Annotated in this window: 9 protein-coding genes; 8 read left to right on the top strand and 1 reads right to left on the bottom strand. The window is 69.2% G+C overall.

The window, feature by feature from the left end; all coding sequences use genetic code 11:
- Positions 1-2 precede the first annotated feature (2 nt).
- Positions 3-1,973, top strand: a complete 1,971-nt coding sequence (locus tag QTI33_RS27465; protein WP_286509560.1) for a hybrid sensor histidine kinase/response regulator — start codon at positions 3-5, stop codon at positions 1,971-1,973.
- Here QTI33_RS27465 and QTI33_RS27460 read toward each other — a convergent pair.
- The gene (locus tag QTI33_RS27460; RefSeq protein ID WP_286509559.1) at positions 1,954-4,425 is read right to left on the bottom strand and encodes a hybrid sensor histidine kinase/response regulator; all 2,472 of its coding nucleotides are present in this window, start codon (positions 4,423-4,425) and stop codon (positions 1,954-1,956) included. The two genes, QTI33_RS27465 and QTI33_RS27460, sit on opposite strands and share 20 nt — an antisense overlap.
- 361 nt (positions 4,426-4,786) lie before the next feature.
- Between QTI33_RS27460 and QTI33_RS27455 the strand changes: the two genes are divergently transcribed.
- The 7 genes from QTI33_RS27455 to yghU all read left to right on the top strand — a co-directional run bounded on the left by QTI33_RS27455 (position 4,787) and on the right by yghU (position 16,393).
- Positions 4,787-4,972, top strand: a complete 186-nt coding sequence (locus tag QTI33_RS27455) for a hypothetical protein (RefSeq protein WP_286509558.1) — start codon at positions 4,787-4,789, stop codon at positions 4,970-4,972.
- Between the two features lie 210 nt (positions 4,973-5,182).
- Entirely contained in the window at positions 5,183-11,482 is a 6,300-nt protein-coding gene (locus QTI33_RS27450; protein WP_444814898.1) for a HAMP domain-containing protein, read from the top strand.
- Positions 11,473-13,689, top strand: coding sequence for a response regulator (locus QTI33_RS27445; RefSeq protein ID WP_286509557.1), 2,217 nt, complete (start codon positions 11,473-11,475; stop codon positions 13,687-13,689). The genes QTI33_RS27450 and QTI33_RS27445 overlap by 10 nt, the downstream gene beginning before the upstream one ends.
- Positions 13,690-13,787: 98 nt before the next feature.
- Positions 13,788-13,997 (top strand): hypothetical protein, encoded by a 210-nt coding sequence (locus QTI33_RS27440; RefSeq protein WP_286509554.1) that lies wholly within the window; start codon positions 13,788-13,790, stop codon positions 13,995-13,997.
- A complete protein-coding gene (locus QTI33_RS27435) occupies positions 13,997-15,046 on the top strand; it encodes an extracellular catalytic domain type 1 short-chain-length polyhydroxyalkanoate depolymerase (RefSeq protein ID WP_286509553.1) in 1,050 nt (349 codons plus the stop codon). The genes QTI33_RS27440 and QTI33_RS27435 overlap by 1 nt, the downstream gene beginning before the upstream one ends.
- Before the next feature lie 24 nt (positions 15,047-15,070).
- A complete protein-coding gene (locus QTI33_RS27430) occupies positions 15,071-15,427 on the top strand; it encodes a hypothetical protein (protein WP_286509551.1) in 357 nt (118 codons plus the stop codon).
- Positions 15,428-15,520: 93 nt separating this feature from the next.
- Complete coding sequence (gene yghU / locus QTI33_RS27425) at positions 15,521-16,393, top strand: glutathione-dependent disulfide-bond oxidoreductase (protein ID WP_286509550.1); 873 nt, start codon at positions 15,521-15,523, stop codon at positions 16,391-16,393.
- The last annotated feature ends 10 nt before the right edge of the window (positions 16,394-16,403 follow it).

Below are 16,403 nucleotides of genomic sequence, written 5' to 3'. Positions count from 1 at the left end.
CCGTGGTCGCCGACGTGATCAACACCACCATCGACCGCAGCCGCCACACGGTGCTGGTGGTCGACGACAACCCGACGACGCGCTACTCGACGGCGCGCGTGATCCGCGCCGCGGGTTTCCAGACCAGCGAGGCGAGCACCGGCGGCGAAGCGCTGGAACTCGCGGCGAGCCAGGTGTCGGCCGTCGTGCTGGATGTGCACCTGCCCGACATCGACGGCTACGAGGTCTGCCGGCGGATCCGCGCCGACCGGGCCACGGCGACGCTGCCGGTCATTCATCTCTCCGCGGCCTTCATCCGCAACGAGGACAAGGTGACGGGCCTGAATGCCGGCGCCGATGCGTACCTGGTGCATCCGGTCGAGCCGGCGGTGCTGATCGCCACGCTGCAGGCGCTGATTCGCGCCCGCATGGCGGAGGATCGGCTTCGCAGCAGCGAATCACGCTTCCGCGCGATCTATACGCATGCGCCCACCGGCATGGCGCTGATCGACGATGCCGGACGCTTCGTCGACGTCAACCCCGCCATGGTCGCGATGCTGGGGCGTGCGCATGACGAGGTGGTCGGGCAAGCGGTGGCCGCGTTCGCGCCGGGCGACTGGGTCGATGCCGTGAGCGAAAGAACGGTCATGGCCGGCGAGGGCGCCGCCTCCTGGCAGGCGGAGTTTCCGCTCGGCCGCCAGGACGGCAGCCTGGTGCGGCTCGAATGGACGATGTCGGCACCCATCGAGCCGGGGCTTCGGATCGGGATCGCGCTGGACGTGTCGGAGCGCTTCGAGCTCGAAGCGCGTCGGCTCGAAGTCCTCGAGCGCGAACAGGCGGCGCGGGCATCCGCCGAGCGGCACAGCCGGACCAAGGACGACTTCGTCGCCGTGCTCTCGCACGAGCTGCGAAATCCGCTCAATGCCATCGGCGGCTGGGTGCACGTGCTGAAGACCGGCAGTCGAACTGCGGAGCTGCTGGAGAAGGGACTGACCGCGATCGACCGCAGCGTCAAGGCCCAGGCGCGGCTGATCTCGGACATTCTCGACGTCTCCCGCATCAGCTCCGGCAAGCTGCGGCTTCATCCCGAATGGAGCGAGCCCCGCGCGCTGGTCGCCTCGTCGATCGAAGCGCTCAGCGGCGCGATCGCCGCCAAGCGCCTGCATGTGCAGTTCGAGCACGTGGAAGCCGAACAGCCCGCCTGGCTCGATCCGACCCGCTTCCAGCAGATCGTGTGGAACCTGCTGTCGAACGCCGTCAAGTTCTCGAACGAGGACGGCTCGATCCGCATCAGCCTGGCGCGCCAGGCCGACCGCCTGACGCTCTGCGTGCAGGACTACGGCCGCGGCATCGACGCCGAATTCCTGGCCCATCTGTTCGACCGCTTCACGCAGAGCGATTCGCCGGACAACCGGTTGCACGGCGGCCTGGGCCTGGGGCTGTCGATCGTCAAGAACCTGGCGGAGCTGCACGGCGGTGGCGTCACGGCCGAGAGCGCGGGTGCCGGCGCCGGGTCCACGCTGCGTGTCGAGCTGGTGGTGGTGCCCGTCGACGGCGCCACGCTGATCCTGACGGAACCCCAGGAGCCACGGCCGGTGGCCTTCACCGATCGCATGCTGGACGGCCTGGACGTGCTGGTCGTCGAGGACAACGAGGACGCCAGCGCCATGCTGACCCTGGTCCTCGGAGATGCCGGTGCGCAGGTCCGCCTGGCGTCCACCTTCGATGAAGCCATGCGGCTGATCGAGGCGCACTGGCCCGATGTGCTGGTGAGCGACATCGGGCTGCCGGGCCGGGATGGGTATGAACTCATCCGCCAGACCAGGGACTACGGCACCTCGCATGGCCTGCCGCGGCTGTTCGCCGTGGCGTTGACGGCCTTCGCGCGGCCCCAGGACCGTGCCAAGGCGATCGAGGCCGGCTTCGACGCCCACCTCGGCAAGCCCCTGCAGCCCCATGTGCTGATGAACGTCATCAGCGGGAGACCGGGCTAGCCGATTCGAGCAACGCGGCCAGCGCGCCGAGTTCCACGGGCTTGACGAGATGATGGTCGAACCCGGCCCTGCGCGTGCCTTCCCGATCGTTGTCGTTTCCCCACCCGGTCTGTGCGATCAGCACGACGTCGCGCCCCCAGGGTGTAGCCCGGACCCGACGGCACACCTCGTAGCCGTCGACCTCGGGCATCCCCAGATCCAGCAAGACGATGCCGGGTCGTTCGGCCTCGATCTTGTGCCAGGCCGCTTGGCCGCCGTAGGCCACCTCGACCTCATAGCCCAGCGCCTGCACGGCAAGCGCCAGGCTGTCGGCACTGTCGCGCATGTCGTCGACCACCAGCACGCGACAGCCGGCCGCCGCGGCGGCTTCCGGCGCGCCGGCCGCTTCCTGGCTCACCTCGGCTTCCTGGGAAGCCAGCGGCAGGCGGACTTCGAACCGGCTTCCCTTGCCCAGGCCTTCGCTGAGGGCGGCGATGGTCCCGCCATGCATTTCCACCAGGGCCTTCGCCAGGGCCAGTCCGATCCCCTGCCCACCTTGGGCGCGGGCCAACGACGATTCCACCTGGCCGAACATGTCGAAGATCCGCTCGAGGTGACGCGACTCGAGGCCGATGCCGGTGTCGGTCACGCTGACCAGGGCCTGCTGATCCTCGCGTTCGATGGCCAGTGCGATGGCGCCGCCCCGTGGCGTGTACTTGGCGGCATTGATGAGGATGTTGGAGAAGACCTGCGCCAGTCGCGTCAGGTCGCCTTCGAGTTCGAAGGGCCGGGCCGCCAGCTGCAACGAAAACGAGTGGCCGCCGGCGTCGATCACCGGCTTGGCGATTTCGATCGCCCGGTCGATCGCCGTTGCCAGCCTCAGCGGCTGCATGCGCAGGCGCAGATGGCCGTGACTCAGGCGCGACGCGTCGAGCAGGTCGTCGAGGAGATGCGCCATCTGGCTCACCTGTCGATCGATGACGTCATGGCACCAGGCCGAGGTCGCATTGCCACCGCCGATCTTGCGCAACACGGCGATGGCATTGCGGATGGGCGCCAGCGGGTTGCGCAGTTCATGCGCCAGCATCGCGATGAAGCGGTCTTTCTGGCGGTCCGCGTCCTGGAGCCGGGTCTCGACCAGCTTGCGCTCGGTGATGTCCATCGTGACGCCGAAGATGCGCACGGGACGGCCGCCGGCGTCGTATTCGACGTGACCGCGGTGGCCGAGCCAGGCTAGCGTGCCATCGGGCCGCAGGATGCGGAACTCGTGCACGAAGGGTCGATGGCCCTGGATGGCCTCGGCGCGGCGCCGAATGTAGCCCTCCCGGTCGTCCGGGTGAAGCAAGGCCAGCACGTGGGCCGGCGTCGGCACGAAATCCTGGTCGCTGACGCCGAAGAGCCGGTAGGTTTGCGCCGACCACCACAAGACGTTGTCCGGGATGTTCATGTCGTAGGCGCCCATGCGCCCCGCACCCAGCGCCAGTTCGAGGCGTTGATGCTCGATCCGCAGGCGCTGTTCGACCCTCTTGCGTTCGGTCGCGTCGGCCATGATGCTGACCAGGCGATGGGCCCGGCCGTCCGGCATTCGGGAAATGACCATCCCGCGCCCCTCGAGCCACAGCTTCGAACCGTCGGCCCGCTCGATCCAGTACTCCGCCGGGAAGGAGTCCTGCCGATCCGCCAGTTCGCGGAACCCGGCGGCCAGATGGCGGTGGTCCGGGTGCAGCGCGGCCACGTATTCGTCGTCGGGGCCACCCACGCGGCCCCGCCCGTCCGGCAGGCTGAGCCCGAAGAGCGCCATGCCCTCCGGGGTCCAGGATCTCGTCAGCGTCTGGTAGTCGGTTTCCCAGGCCCCCATCCCACCCGCATGCAAGGCCGACCGGAAGCGCATCTCGCTCTCGCGCAGCGCAGCCCATCGGTCTCGCTCGGACGCCAGCTGCCGGGCCGCGAGAACCTGTTGCGTGGTCTCGGTGCATTGCACCAGCACGCCGCCGATCCCACCGGGCGCGCGCTCGTCGTCGATCGGACTGTAGCTGTAGGTCCAGAAGACGTCCTCACGCCGGCCGTGCCGGGTGATCGGCACCAGATGATCGACGTGCCAGGTGGCCCCGCCTCCGCTCAGGACCTGTTCGATCTGCGGGAATATCACGTCCCAGATTTCGGCCCAGACTTCGCGCGCGGGGCGCCCGAGCGAGCCGGGGTGGCGCTCGGGGCCGATCGACTCCCGATAGGCGTCGTTGTACAGGCAAGTCAATTCGGGCCCCCACCAGACGTACATCGGATGCCCGGTGTTGAGCATGAGGCGAACGACGGTGCGCAGGGACTGCGGCCACAGCGCCGGGTCGCCGAGCGAGGAGGCCGACCAGTCGTGGCCCTGCATCAGGGCGGCCATCTCTCCTTTTCCCGCCATGAATGCCAAGCCGGTGTTCTGCGCAGGGGTGGCGTCCGAGCGTGCGGGTGCTGGCGTGGTCATGATCGACGGGGTTCCAGATGCCCTTCAGGCGCAGGGAGTGAAATGCTCTCGAACGAGTCTAGGGCAATGTGGCGGACAAGGGGGCACCGAGGCGGCGTGCATTCTGGTTGTCGGCGTTCGCGAGTGGCCGCCGAGCGCGAACCCGACGCGCCCGTGTGTAGGAATCGACCGCGTGGCGATAGTGCCGCCCCGCCTACGCGGGCGGTGCTCGCGCAAAGGCCAAATACCGCGCATTGCGTGTTCGCACCATCGCCGCGAACGAAGGAGAGCCATGCCCGGGTCGAATGCTTCGAATGACGACATGCGAGGCGTCCAGACCTGAACGCCGCAACGCGACGAATTCCCGGAGGAGGGAGCCTGTTTGATCGAAGACGACCATGTGGTCAGAGGCCGGCTGGCCGGAGCGCCGCTGATGGCGCAGCGAAAGGTGCTGCGAATGGCTGCGGAGTCTGCGAAGCCGCCTTGGGAGCTGGCCCGGGTGCTCTGGGCCGCCCTGGTCGCGGCGGCGGCCCTGGCAGTCGCGGCACTTGGGCAGCTCAAGACCTGAGCCCTTCCCGTAAACCTGCGCCGGGGCGCCCACGTTCTGCATGCGGGCCGCCGCGTCGGCGCGCGAGACGCGCGCAGCAAGGCACTGTTACAAATTGGGGCCGCGGTCTACACTTCCCCGCCAGCCGTTGCAATCCACCCTAGGTCGAATCACGAGGCACAGATGAAAGTCCTGGAACACGCCACCGTCGCGGACAACGCCAACGAGGAGATGGCCGTCCTGCTCGATGCCATGACCCGTCTTCGAAAGGGCGACGCCAAGGTCCGGCTTCCAGCCCAGTGGGTGGGCTTGCCCGGGAAGGTGGCCGACATCTTCAACGAGTTGGTCGAGCAGAACGCCACCCTGGCTTCCGAGCTGGTGCGCCTGCGGCAGGTCGTGGGCAAGGAAGGCAAGCTCAAGCAGCGGGCCGCGATGACCGAGACCCGGGGCTTCTGGGGCGAATCGATCGCCTGCGTCAATTCCCTCATCGACGACCTGGTGCACCCGACCAGCGAGGTGGCCCGCGTGATCGGGGCCGTGGCGCAGGGGGACCTGTCGAAGAGCATGGCCCTCGAGGTGGAAGGGCGCGAACTGGAGGGCGAGTTCCTGCGAACGGCCAGGACCATCAACAAGATGGTCGAGCAGCTGGGCAACTTCTCCGCCGAGGTGACCCGGGTGGCGCGCGAAGTGGGCACCGAGGGCAAGCTGGGCGGCCAGGCCAAGGTCAAGGGCGTGGCGGGCACCTGGAAGGACCTGACGGACTCGGTCAACTCCATGGCCGGGAACCTGACCGACCAGGTGCGCAACATCGCCGACGTGACCACGGCCGTCGCCAAGGGCGACCTGTCGAAGAAGATCGACGTCGACGTGAAGGGCGAATTCCTCACGCTCAAGAACACGATCAACACGATGGTCGACCAGCTGCGCTCCTTCGCGTCGGAGGTGACGCGGGTGGCGCGCGAGGTCGGCACCGAAGGCTCGCTCGGCGGCCAGGCGCGGGTGGAGGGCGTGTCCGGCACCTGGAAGGACCTCACTGATTCGGTCAACTCCATGGCCGGCAACCTCACCAGCCAGGTGCGCAACATCGCCGACGTGACCAAGGCGGTGGCGGCCGGCGACCTGTCGAAGAAGATCACGGTCGACGGCAAGGGCGAGATCCTGGAGCTCAAGAACACGGTCAACACGCTGGTCGACCAGCTGCGCTCCTTCGCCGCCGAGGTGACGCGGGTGGCGCGGGAGGTGGGCACCGAAGGCAAGCTGGGCGGGCAGGCCGACGTGCAGGGCGTGGCCGGCACCTGGAAGGACCTGACGGAGTCGGTCAACTTCATGGCCGGCAACCTGACCTCGCAGGTGCGCAACATCGCCGAGGTGACGACCGCGGTGGCGGCCGGCGACCTGTCCAAGAAGATCACGGTGGACGTCAAGGGCGAGATCTCCGAGCTCAAGAACACCATCAACACCATGGTCGACCAGCTGCGTTCCTTCGCCGCCGAGGTGACGCGGGTGGCGCGCGAGGTCGGCACCGAAGGCAAGCTGGGCGGGCAGGCCGACGTGCAGGGCGTGGCGGGCACCTGGAAGGACCTGACCGACTCGGTCAACTCGATGGCGTCGAATCTCACCTCGCAGGTGCGCAACATCGCCGACGTCACGAAGGCGGTGGCCGCGGGCGACCTGTCGAAGAAGATCACGGTGGACGTGAAGGGCGAGATCCTGGAGCTGAAGGCCACCATCAACACCATGGTCGACCAGCTGTCTTCCTTCGCGGACGAGGTGACCCGCGTCGCGCGCGAGGTCGGCACCGAAGGCCGGCTCGGCGGCCAGGCCGAGGTGAAGGGCGTGGCCGGCACCTGGCGCGACCTGACGGAATCGGTCAACTCGATGGCCGGCAACCTCACGAGCCAGGTGCGCAACATCGCCGACGTCACGAAGGCGGTGGCCGCCGGCGACCTGTCGAAGAAGATCACGGTGGACGTCAAGGGCGAGATCCTGGAACTCAAGGCGACCATCAACACCATGGTCGACCAGCTGCGCTCGTTCGCGGCCGAGGTGACGCGCGTGGCGCGCGAGGTCGGCACCGAAGGCAAGCTGGGCGGTCAGGCCGACGTGCAGGGCGTGGCCGGCACCTGGAAGGACCTCACGGAGTCGGTCAACTTCATGGCCGGCAACCTGACCTCGCAGGTGCGCAACATCGCCGACGTGACCAAGGCGGTGGCGGCCGGCGACCTGTCGAAGAAGATCTCGGTCGACACCAAGGGCGAGATCCTCGAACTCACCAACACCATCAACACGATGGTGGACCAGCTGTCGTCCTTCGCTGCCGAGGTCACGCGGGTGGCGCGCGAAGTGGGCACCGAAGGCAAGCTGGGCGGGCAGGCCGACGTGCAGGGCGTGGCCGGCACCTGGAAGGACCTGACGGAGTCGGTCAACTCGATGGCGTCGAACCTCACTTCGCAGGTGCGCAACATCGCCGACGTGACCAAGGCGGTGGCGGCCGGCGACCTGTCGAAGAAGATCACGGTCGACGTGAAGGGCGAGATCCTGGAGCTGAAGAACACGGTCAACACCATGGTCGACCAGCTGCGCTCCTTCGCGGCCGAGGTGACGCGCGTGGCCCGGGAGGTGGGCACCGAAGGGATCCTGGGCGGCCAGGCCGACGTGCAGGGCGTGGCAGGCACCTGGAAGGACCTGACGGAGTCGGTCAACTTCATGGCCGGCAACCTGACCTCGCAGGTGCGCAACATCGCCGAGGTGACGACCGCGGTGGCGGCCGGCGACCTGTCGAAGAAGATCACGGTGGACGTGAAGGGCGAGATCTCCGAACTCAAGAACACGGTCAACACCATGGTCGACCAGCTGCGTTCGTTCGCCGCCGAGGTGACGCGGGTGGCGCTGGAAGTGGGCACCGAGGGGATCCTGGGCGGCCAGGCCGACGTGCAGGGCGTGGCCGGCACCTGGAAGGACCTGACCGATTCGGTCAACCTGATGGCCTCCAACCTCACCTCGCAGGTGCGCAACATCGCCGACGTGACCAAGGCGGTGGCCGCCGGCGACCTGTCCGAGAAGATCACGGTCGACGTCAAGGGCGAGATCCTCGAACTCAAGGCCACGATCAACACCATGGTCGACCAGCTGTCCTCCTTTGCCGCGGAAGTCACGCGCGTGGCGCGCGAGGTCGGCACCGAAGGCCGGCTGGGCGGCCAGGCCCAGGTGCGCGATGTCTCCGGCACCTGGAAGGACCTGACCGACAACGTCAACTTCATGGCCGGCAACCTGACGGGGCAGGTGCGCGGCATCGCCAAGGTGGTGACGGCGGTGGCCAACGGCGACCTCCAGCAGAAGCTCACGGTGGAGGCCAAGGGCGAGATCGCCGCGCTGGCCGAGACCATCAACAGCATGACCGACACGCTGGCCACCTTCGCCGACCAGGTGACCAGCGTGGCGCGCGAGGTGGGGGTCGAGGGCAAGCTGGGCGGCCAGGCCAAGGTGCCCGGCGCGGCCGGCACCTGGAAGGGGCTGACCGAGAACGTCAACCAGCTCGCGGCCAACCTGACGACCCAGGTGCGCGCGATCGCGGAGGTGGCGACGGCCGTGACCCAGGGCGACCTGACGCGCTCGATCACGGTGGAGGCCCAGGGCGAGGTGGCCGCGCTCAAGGACACCATCAACGAGATGATCCGCAACCTGAAGGACCAGACGCAGAAGAACACCGAGCAGGACTGGCTGAAGACCAACCTGGCCAAGTTCAGCCGCATGCTGCAGGGCCAGAAGGACCTGCTGACGGTGGGCCAGCTGATCCTGTCGGAGCTCGCGCCGGTCGTCGGCGCGCAGCAGGCCGAGTTCTACCTGCTGACCTCCACGGGCGGCGCGCCGAAGCTCAGGCTGTTCGCGAGCTACGCCTCGGGCGGGCACGCCGCGCACGGCAAGGAAATCGACCTGGGACAGGGCCTGGTCGGGCAATGCGCGATCGAGAAGTCGAAGATCCTGCTGACCAACGTGCCGAGCACGGCCTTCAAGGTGGCCACCGGGCTGAGCGAAGGCGCGGCGATGGACGTGATCGTGCTGCCGGTGGTGTTCGAGGACGAGGTGCGGGGGGTGCTGGAGCTGGCCTCGCTCGAGCGCTTCAACCCGTCGCACCAGGCCTTCCTCGACCAGCTGACCGAATCGATCGGCATCGTGATCAACACCATCTCGGCCAACATGCGCACCGAGGATCTGCTGACCCAGTCGCAGTCGCTGGCCGAGGAACTCCAGAATCGGCAGCAGGAACTGCAGCAGACCAACGAAGAGCTGCAGGAGAAGGCCCGGCTGCTGGTGCACCAGAACGAGGAAGTCGAAAGCAAGAACCAGGAGGTCGAGCAGGCCCGCCAGGCGCTGGAAGAGAAGGCCGAGCAGCTGGCGCTGACCTCCAAGTACAAGTCGGAGTTCCTGGCCAACATGTCGCACGAGCTGCGCACGCCGCTCAACAGCCTGCTGATCCTGTCGGACCAGCTCTGCAAGAACGCGGAAGGCAACCTCACGGAGCGGCAGGTGGAGTTCGCCAAGACGATCCACCTGTCGGGCAACGACCTCCTCATGCTGATCAACGACATCCTCGATCTGTCGAAGATCGAATCGGGCACGGTCGCCGTGGAGGTGAGCGAACTGCGCATCGACGACCTGCAGCGCTCGGTCGAGCGCAGCTTCCGCCACGTGGCGGAGGCCAAGCACGTGGGCTTTGGCATCCAGCTGAGGGAGGCGCTTCCCGAGTCGATCGTCACCGACGTCAAGCGCCTGCAGCAGATCATCAAGAACCTGCTGTCCAATGCCTTCAAGTTCACCCACCACGGGTCGGTGGGGCTCTCGGTCGCCCTCGTCCACGGCGGCTGGTCGCGCGACCGCGAGGAGCTCAACCGGGCCAGCCAGGTGATCGCCTTCGCCGTCTCCGACACCGGCATCGGCATCCCCGCGGACAAGCAGCAGATCGTCTTCGAAGCCTTCCAGCAGGCGGACGGCTCGACCTCGCGCAAGTACGGCGGCACCGGCCTGGGCCTGGCGATCAGCCGCGAACTGGCGCGGCTGCTGGGCGGCGAGATCCGGCTGACGAGCGTCCCGGCGCAGGGCAGCACCTTCACCTTGTTCCTGCCCCAGAGCTTGAGTCCGGCGCGCGGACGCGGCCTCCGGTCGGGCGGCGCGGACCTGCCGGCGCCCCTTGCGGCGCCGAAGACCGGCGTCGCGACGACGGTCATGGAGCGGGCGCCCTTGCACGCCGAGCCCGGCGACCTGCTCCCCGGCGCCGACGCCGCGGGCGCGGAAGCCGCGGCCGCCGAACTGCACGCGCTGAACGTGGCGGGGGACGATCGCGACGCGCTGCTGCCCGGCGACAAGGTGGCGTTGATCGTCGAGAACGACCTGGCTTTCGCCAAGGTGCTGCTGCAAGCCGCGCGGCGCGCCGGCTTCAAGGGGCTGGTGAGTTCGACGGGCGCGGTCGCGCTGGCGCTCACCGGGGACCACCGCCCGGCGCTGATCACGCTGGACATCCATCTGCCCGACATGCAGGGCTGGCGCATCCTGGAGCGCCTGAAGGCCGACCTGGCGACGCGGCACATCCCGGTGTGCGTGGTGTCGACCGACGATTCGCGCGAGCGCGCCCTCAACTCCGGCGCCGTGGGATTCCTCGCCAAGCCCTTGCAGTCGATCGACCAGGTGGACGCGGCGATGGGGCAACTGCATCGTTTCGTGTCGACGGCTTCGCGCAGGCTGCTGGTGGCCATGCGGGCGTCCGACGCGCAGGCGGCGCTGGTGGAGGCCTTCGACGGGTCCGAGGTCACGGTCGTGCTGGCCGAATCGAGGGAGGCCGTCGCCCGCGCGCTCGCGCAGGAGCCGGTGGACTGCCTCGTCACGGACGGGTCGGTGCCGGGCTTCGGCCCGGCGGACCTGGACGAGGCGGCCGAGGGGAGGGCGCCGGTGCACCAGCTTCCGGTGATCGTCTTCGGCCCGTCCGCCGCCGGCGCAGCATCGGCCGCGTGGACCCGCGGCCTCGACGGCTCGGCATGGCGCAGCGTGGACAGCACCGACGCATTGATCGACGGCAGTGCGTTCTTCCTGCATCGCGGCTTCGCGCTGATGTCGGACCCGGAGCGCCGTGCGGTCGAGGCCGCCAACGATGCCGCCTGCTCGCTGGCGGGCCGCAAGGTGCTGATCGTGGACGACGACATGCGCAACATCTTCGCGCTGGCCACCGTGCTGGACCAGCAGGGCATGGCCATCGTGTCGGCGGAAAATGGTCGCGACGCGATCCGGCTGGTGCAGGAGGACGAGGACATCGACATCGTCCTGATGGACATCATGATGCCGGAGATGGACGGCATGCAGACCATGCGCGAGCTGCGCCGGCTGCCGCGCGGCAAGCAACTGCCGCTGGTGGCGGTGACCGCCAAGGCCATGAAGGGCGATCGCGAGAAGTGCATCGAGGCGGGGGCGTGGGACTACCTGTCGAAGCCCGTCGACACGAACCACCTGCTGGTCGTCCTTCGGGGCTGGCTGTGCAGCTAACGCCGAAGAACGGCCCGGCGCCGCAGGGCGACGCGCCCGGCGGCGAGCGCGCCAACATCCTGATCGTCGACGACCTGCCGGAAAAGCTGCTCGTCTTCCGCACGGTCCTCGAGGAGCTGGGCCAGAACCTCGTGATGGTGCGCTCGGGGGCCGACGCGCTGCGCGAGATCCTCCAGCGCGAGTTCGCCGTGATCATGCTCGACGTGAACATGCCTGGCATGGATGGCTTCGAGACCGCGACGCTGATCCGCAACCACCGGCGCAGCGCCCACACGCCGATCATCTTCATCACCTCGTACGCGGACGAGATCCAGACCGCGCGCGGCTATTCGCTCGGCGCGGTCGACTACATCCTCTCGCCGGTGGTGCCCGAGATCCTGCGCAGCAAGGTCGGCGTCTTCGTGTCGCTCTACCTCATGCAGCGCCAGGTCGAGCGCCAGGCCGATGCGCGCGCGGCGATGATGGCCTCGGACGCCGCCCGCCGCCTGGCCGAGGAGAACGACCGGCGCTCCGCCTTCCTGGCCGGTGCCAGCCAGGCGCTCAACCGGTCCCTGGACATCCGGGTGGCGATGCAGGAGCTGGTCGCGCTGCTGGTGCCGGAGCGCGCCGCCCTGGCCCTGGTCTGGATCGCGGATCCCGATCTCGGCCGCGGCTCGTTCGCGATCGCGGCCCGCCCCGCGGGCGGCGGGCCCGCAGCGCTCGCGTCCGGCGCCGAGCTGGCGCCGGCCGATGCGGTCATGGCCGCGCTGCAGGAAGCGGCGAGCCTGCGCCGCGTGGCCAGGGTGGCCGTCGAGGCGATGCCGCTGGCCCCGGGCGCGCTGGGGCATCCCGACGGCGATCTCGGCGAAGCCGCCCTGGCCTCCGTCACCGCGGTCCCCCTGCTCTTCGGAGAGCGGGTGCCGGGTGTCCTTCTGGTGGCGTCGCCCGAAGACGGCGCCTGGCTGCGCGAGGCCGACCTGACCCTGGTGCAGGAGGTGGCGACGCGGGCGGGGGCGGCGTTCGAGAATGCGCGGCTCTATCGCAACCTCCAGCACGAGATCGTCGAGCGCCAGGCAGCGCAGCAGGAGCTGCAGCAGGCCAGCCAGCGAAAGGACGAGTTCCTGGCCATGCTGTCGCACGAGCTGCGCAATCCGCTGGCCTCGGTCCACACGGCCATCGAGATCATCCGGCGGGTGGCGGACAAGCATCCCAAGGTGACATGGGCGCTGGACCTGGCGGGCCGCCAGCTGCGCCAGATCACGCGGCTCATGGAGGAGCTGCTGGACGTCACGCGCATCAGCCAGGGGAAGATCACGCTCAAGTGCGATCCGGTCGACCTCCGGGTGGTGGTCGCGCACAGCATCGAGACCGTGCACCAGCTGCTGGAGAGCCGGCGCCAGGTGCTCGGCGTGGCGATGCCCGAAGCCCCGATCTGGATGGATGCCGACGGCGCCAGGCTCACGCAGGTCATCGCCAACCTGCTTCACAACGCCGCGAAGTACAGCCCCGAGGCGACGCCGATCGACCTGCAGGTGGTGGTCGACGACCGGGGCGTCGAGATCGCGGTGCGGGACGAAGGCATGGGCATCGACGAAGAGCTGCTGCCGCGCATCTTCGATCTCTTCGCCCAGGGCAAGCGAGGGCTGGACCGCGCGCAGGGCGGCCTGGGCGTCGGATTGACCTTGGCCCGGCGGCTGACCGAGATGCACGGCGGCCGGATCGAGGTGCACAGCCGCGGCCGCAACCTCGGCTCCGAGTTCCGGGTGAGGTTGCCCCGCAGGGCGACGCTGCGCACGGGCGCTGCGCCGGTGTCCTTTCCTGATCCCGCGCAAGCGTGTCCTTCCGAGCGCATCCTGGTGGTCGACGACAACGTCGACGCCGCGCAGGCGCTGGCGACGATGCTGGAGATGGAAGGACACGCGATCCGGACCGCGGGCGATGGCGAAGAGGCGCTGGAGATCGCGGCGCAGTTCCAGCCCGCCATCGTGCTGCTGGACATCGGCTTGCCGCGGCTGGACGGCTATGAAGTCGCGCGCCGTCTGCGTGCCGATGGGGGGGCCGCCCTGCTGCTGGTCGCGCTCACGGGATACGGGCAGTACGAGGACCGCCGGGCGGCGCTGGATGCCGGCTTCGACTGTCATTTCGTGAAGCCGGTCGACGCGGACAGCCTGCTGGCGAGCATCCGGGAATGGCGCGCCGGGGCGGCCGCGTCGACGCGCGACGCGTAGGACGGCGGCCACCTCCGATCGGGTGAAATTGCTGCGCTGCGGCATCGCCGGCCGGGCGACAGTGGGTGCTGTCGACCCTCGGTCGAGACGGAGGCTCCATGAGCAACCCCTGGATGAAGAAGAACCCCTTGATGAGCATGTGGCTGAGCGCGGCCAACAAGGCGGTGGGCTCGGCGCGCGCCCAGTCCACGGCGGCGGCCCGTCGTCAGGTCGGCGCCGCGCAAGCCGAGGCGACCCGGCAGATCGTCGATTTCTGGAGCGGCAAGCCGCCCCGCCCGCCGGTCGCCAGGCGGAAGTCGCGCCGCTGATGGCGCGACGCAGCAAATCCGGCGGCTGGCTGGGCGTGGTCGCCCGTGGCATGGAGGCGATCACGCGCGGCACCCTGCGCGCCGGTACGCGGGCGGTCGACCGGACCGTCAAGCCGGTGCTCGAGAAGCGGCGCGCGCCCGCGGGTGCGGGCCAGTGGATCCCGGGCCTGGCCATGGGTGCGACGGGGATGCGCCGGTTCCGGCTCTACCGGCCACCCGAGGTCGGGTTCGGCGAGCGCCTGCCGCTGATGGTCATGCTGCATGGCTGCGGACAGGATGCGAAGACCTTCGCCACCAGCACGCGCATGAACCTGATCGCAGGCCGCGAACGCTTCATGGTGCTCTATCCGGAGCAGGACCGGGTGTCGAACCCGCAAGGCTGCTGGAACTGGTTCGATACCTCGTCGGGGCGCGCCTATGGCGAAGTGGCGCTCATCATGAAGACGATCGACCAGGTCTGCCTGATGTACGCGGTGGATCGCACGCGCATCGCGGTGGCGGGGCTGTCGGCGGGTGCCAGCATGGCGGCCTTGCTCGTCGCCAGGCATCCCGACCGCTTCGGCGCGGTGGTGATGCACTCGGGCATCCCGCCCGGGACGGCGCATTCGACCTTGTCCGCCCTCGGCGCCATGCATGGCCATCGGTCCACGAAACCGCTGGCGGCGTCGCCCTTGGCGCCGGTGGCCGGATGGCCGCCGCTGATGGTCATCCATGGCGCCAGGGACAGCGTGGTCGCGGCGTCGAACGGGCTGGCTGCGGTTCGCGCCTGGGCCGATGCCATGGGCGCCACGTCGAGCAAGAAGCGCACGGTGCGACGGGGCCAGCGCTACCCGGCGACCGTGACCGACTTCAAGCGCCGCGGCAGCACGGTGGCGACCCTGGTGGAAGTCGACCGGCTCGGGCACGCCTGGAGCGGCGGGGCGGCCAGCCAGCCCTACAGCGACGGCGCGGGGCCCGACGCGTCGCGCATGGCCTGGTCCTTCGCCGCCAGGCAGTTTGCGGTGCGCCATGCTGCAGCGCGTCATTACATCTCTGCGAGGCCGCACTAGACTGGTGCCCCGAAGGAGCGGCAGATGAGCCTGCGAAGAAGCTATTCGCGTGAAGCGGCCGGAACGCGCGGCGTGCCGCCCGACCCCGCGCTGCCGGCGCCGCTGTCCGATGCCGAACTGTGCGAACGCGCCGTGCAGGCGATCTGGCGCAGCCTCGACGCGCATGAACTCATCGACGAGGCGGTCCGGGACGAGCTCGCCATGGTGCTCGAGCCGCTCACGGCACTCCCCCTGGGGCCGCGGGCCCAGCGGCTGATCGACACGCTGCGGCTGCCCGACCCGATCGATCCCGCCCACCTGTACTGGCTCACGCGCCGGCTGCTGACGCTGGTGCCCGAGCTGCAGGCCACGGCGATGGCGCTGTCGAAGCCCCCTGTCTAGCCGTCGGCGCCGTGGTGCGCCGATTCGCTCTAAAGTCGGGCTGCGCGGCCCCCGCTGCCGCGCTTCTTCCCCCCGCACCCCGGAGCGCCACGCATGGACGAATCATCGGACTACACCCCACCCCAGGTCTGGACCTGGAACAAGGCCAACGGCGGGCAATTCGCCAACATCAACCGGCCGGTGGCGGGACCGACGCACGACAAGGAACTGCCGGTGGGCCGCCATCCGCTGCAGCTCTATTCGCTGGCCACGCCGAACGGCGTCAAGGTCACGGTGATGCTGGAGGAACTGCTGGCGCTGGGGCATGCGGGCGCCGAGTACGACGCCTGGCTGATCCGGATCAACGAGGGCGACCAGTTCGGCAGCGGCTTCGTGGCGGTCAACCCGAACTCGAAGATCCCCGCCCTGATGGACCGCAGCGCGCCGACGCCGGTGCGGGTGTTCGAATCGGGCGCCATCCTGCTGTACCTGGCCGAGAAGTTCGGCGCCTTCCTGCCGACCGTGCCGGCGGACCGGGCCGCCTGCCTGTCCTGGCTGTTCTGGCAGATGGGCAGCGCCCCCTACCTGGGCGGCGGCTTCGGCCATTTCTACGCCTACGCGCCGACCAAGATCGAATACGCCATCGACCGCTTCGCGATGGAGGTCAAGCGCCAGCTCGACGTGCTCGACCGGCGGCTGGCCGAGGCCCCGTACCTGGCCGGCGACCAGTACACGATCGCCGACATGGCGGTCTGGCCCTGGTATGGCGCGCTCGCCAAGGGCCTGGTCTACGGGGCCGGCGAGTTCCTGCAGGTCGAGAGCTACACCCATGTCCAGCGCTGGACCGACCGGATCGCCGAGCGGCCCGCGGTGCAGCGCGGGCGCCGGGTGAACCGGGTCTGGGGCGACCTCGACAGCCAGCTGGCCGAGCGCCACGACGCCGGCGATTTCGAGTCCGGCGGGCATGCGCTGGACGCGGCCCCATAGGCTCGGGCGA

Origin of the sequence: Variovorax davisae, from assembly GCF_030316845.1 — a bacterium.
GTDB classification, from domain to species: Bacteria; Pseudomonadota; Gammaproteobacteria; order Burkholderiales; family Burkholderiaceae_C; genus Variovorax; species Variovorax davisae.
Note: the sequence above shows the minus strand (reverse complement) of the source record. Positions and strands in the feature narration are given on the sequence as shown.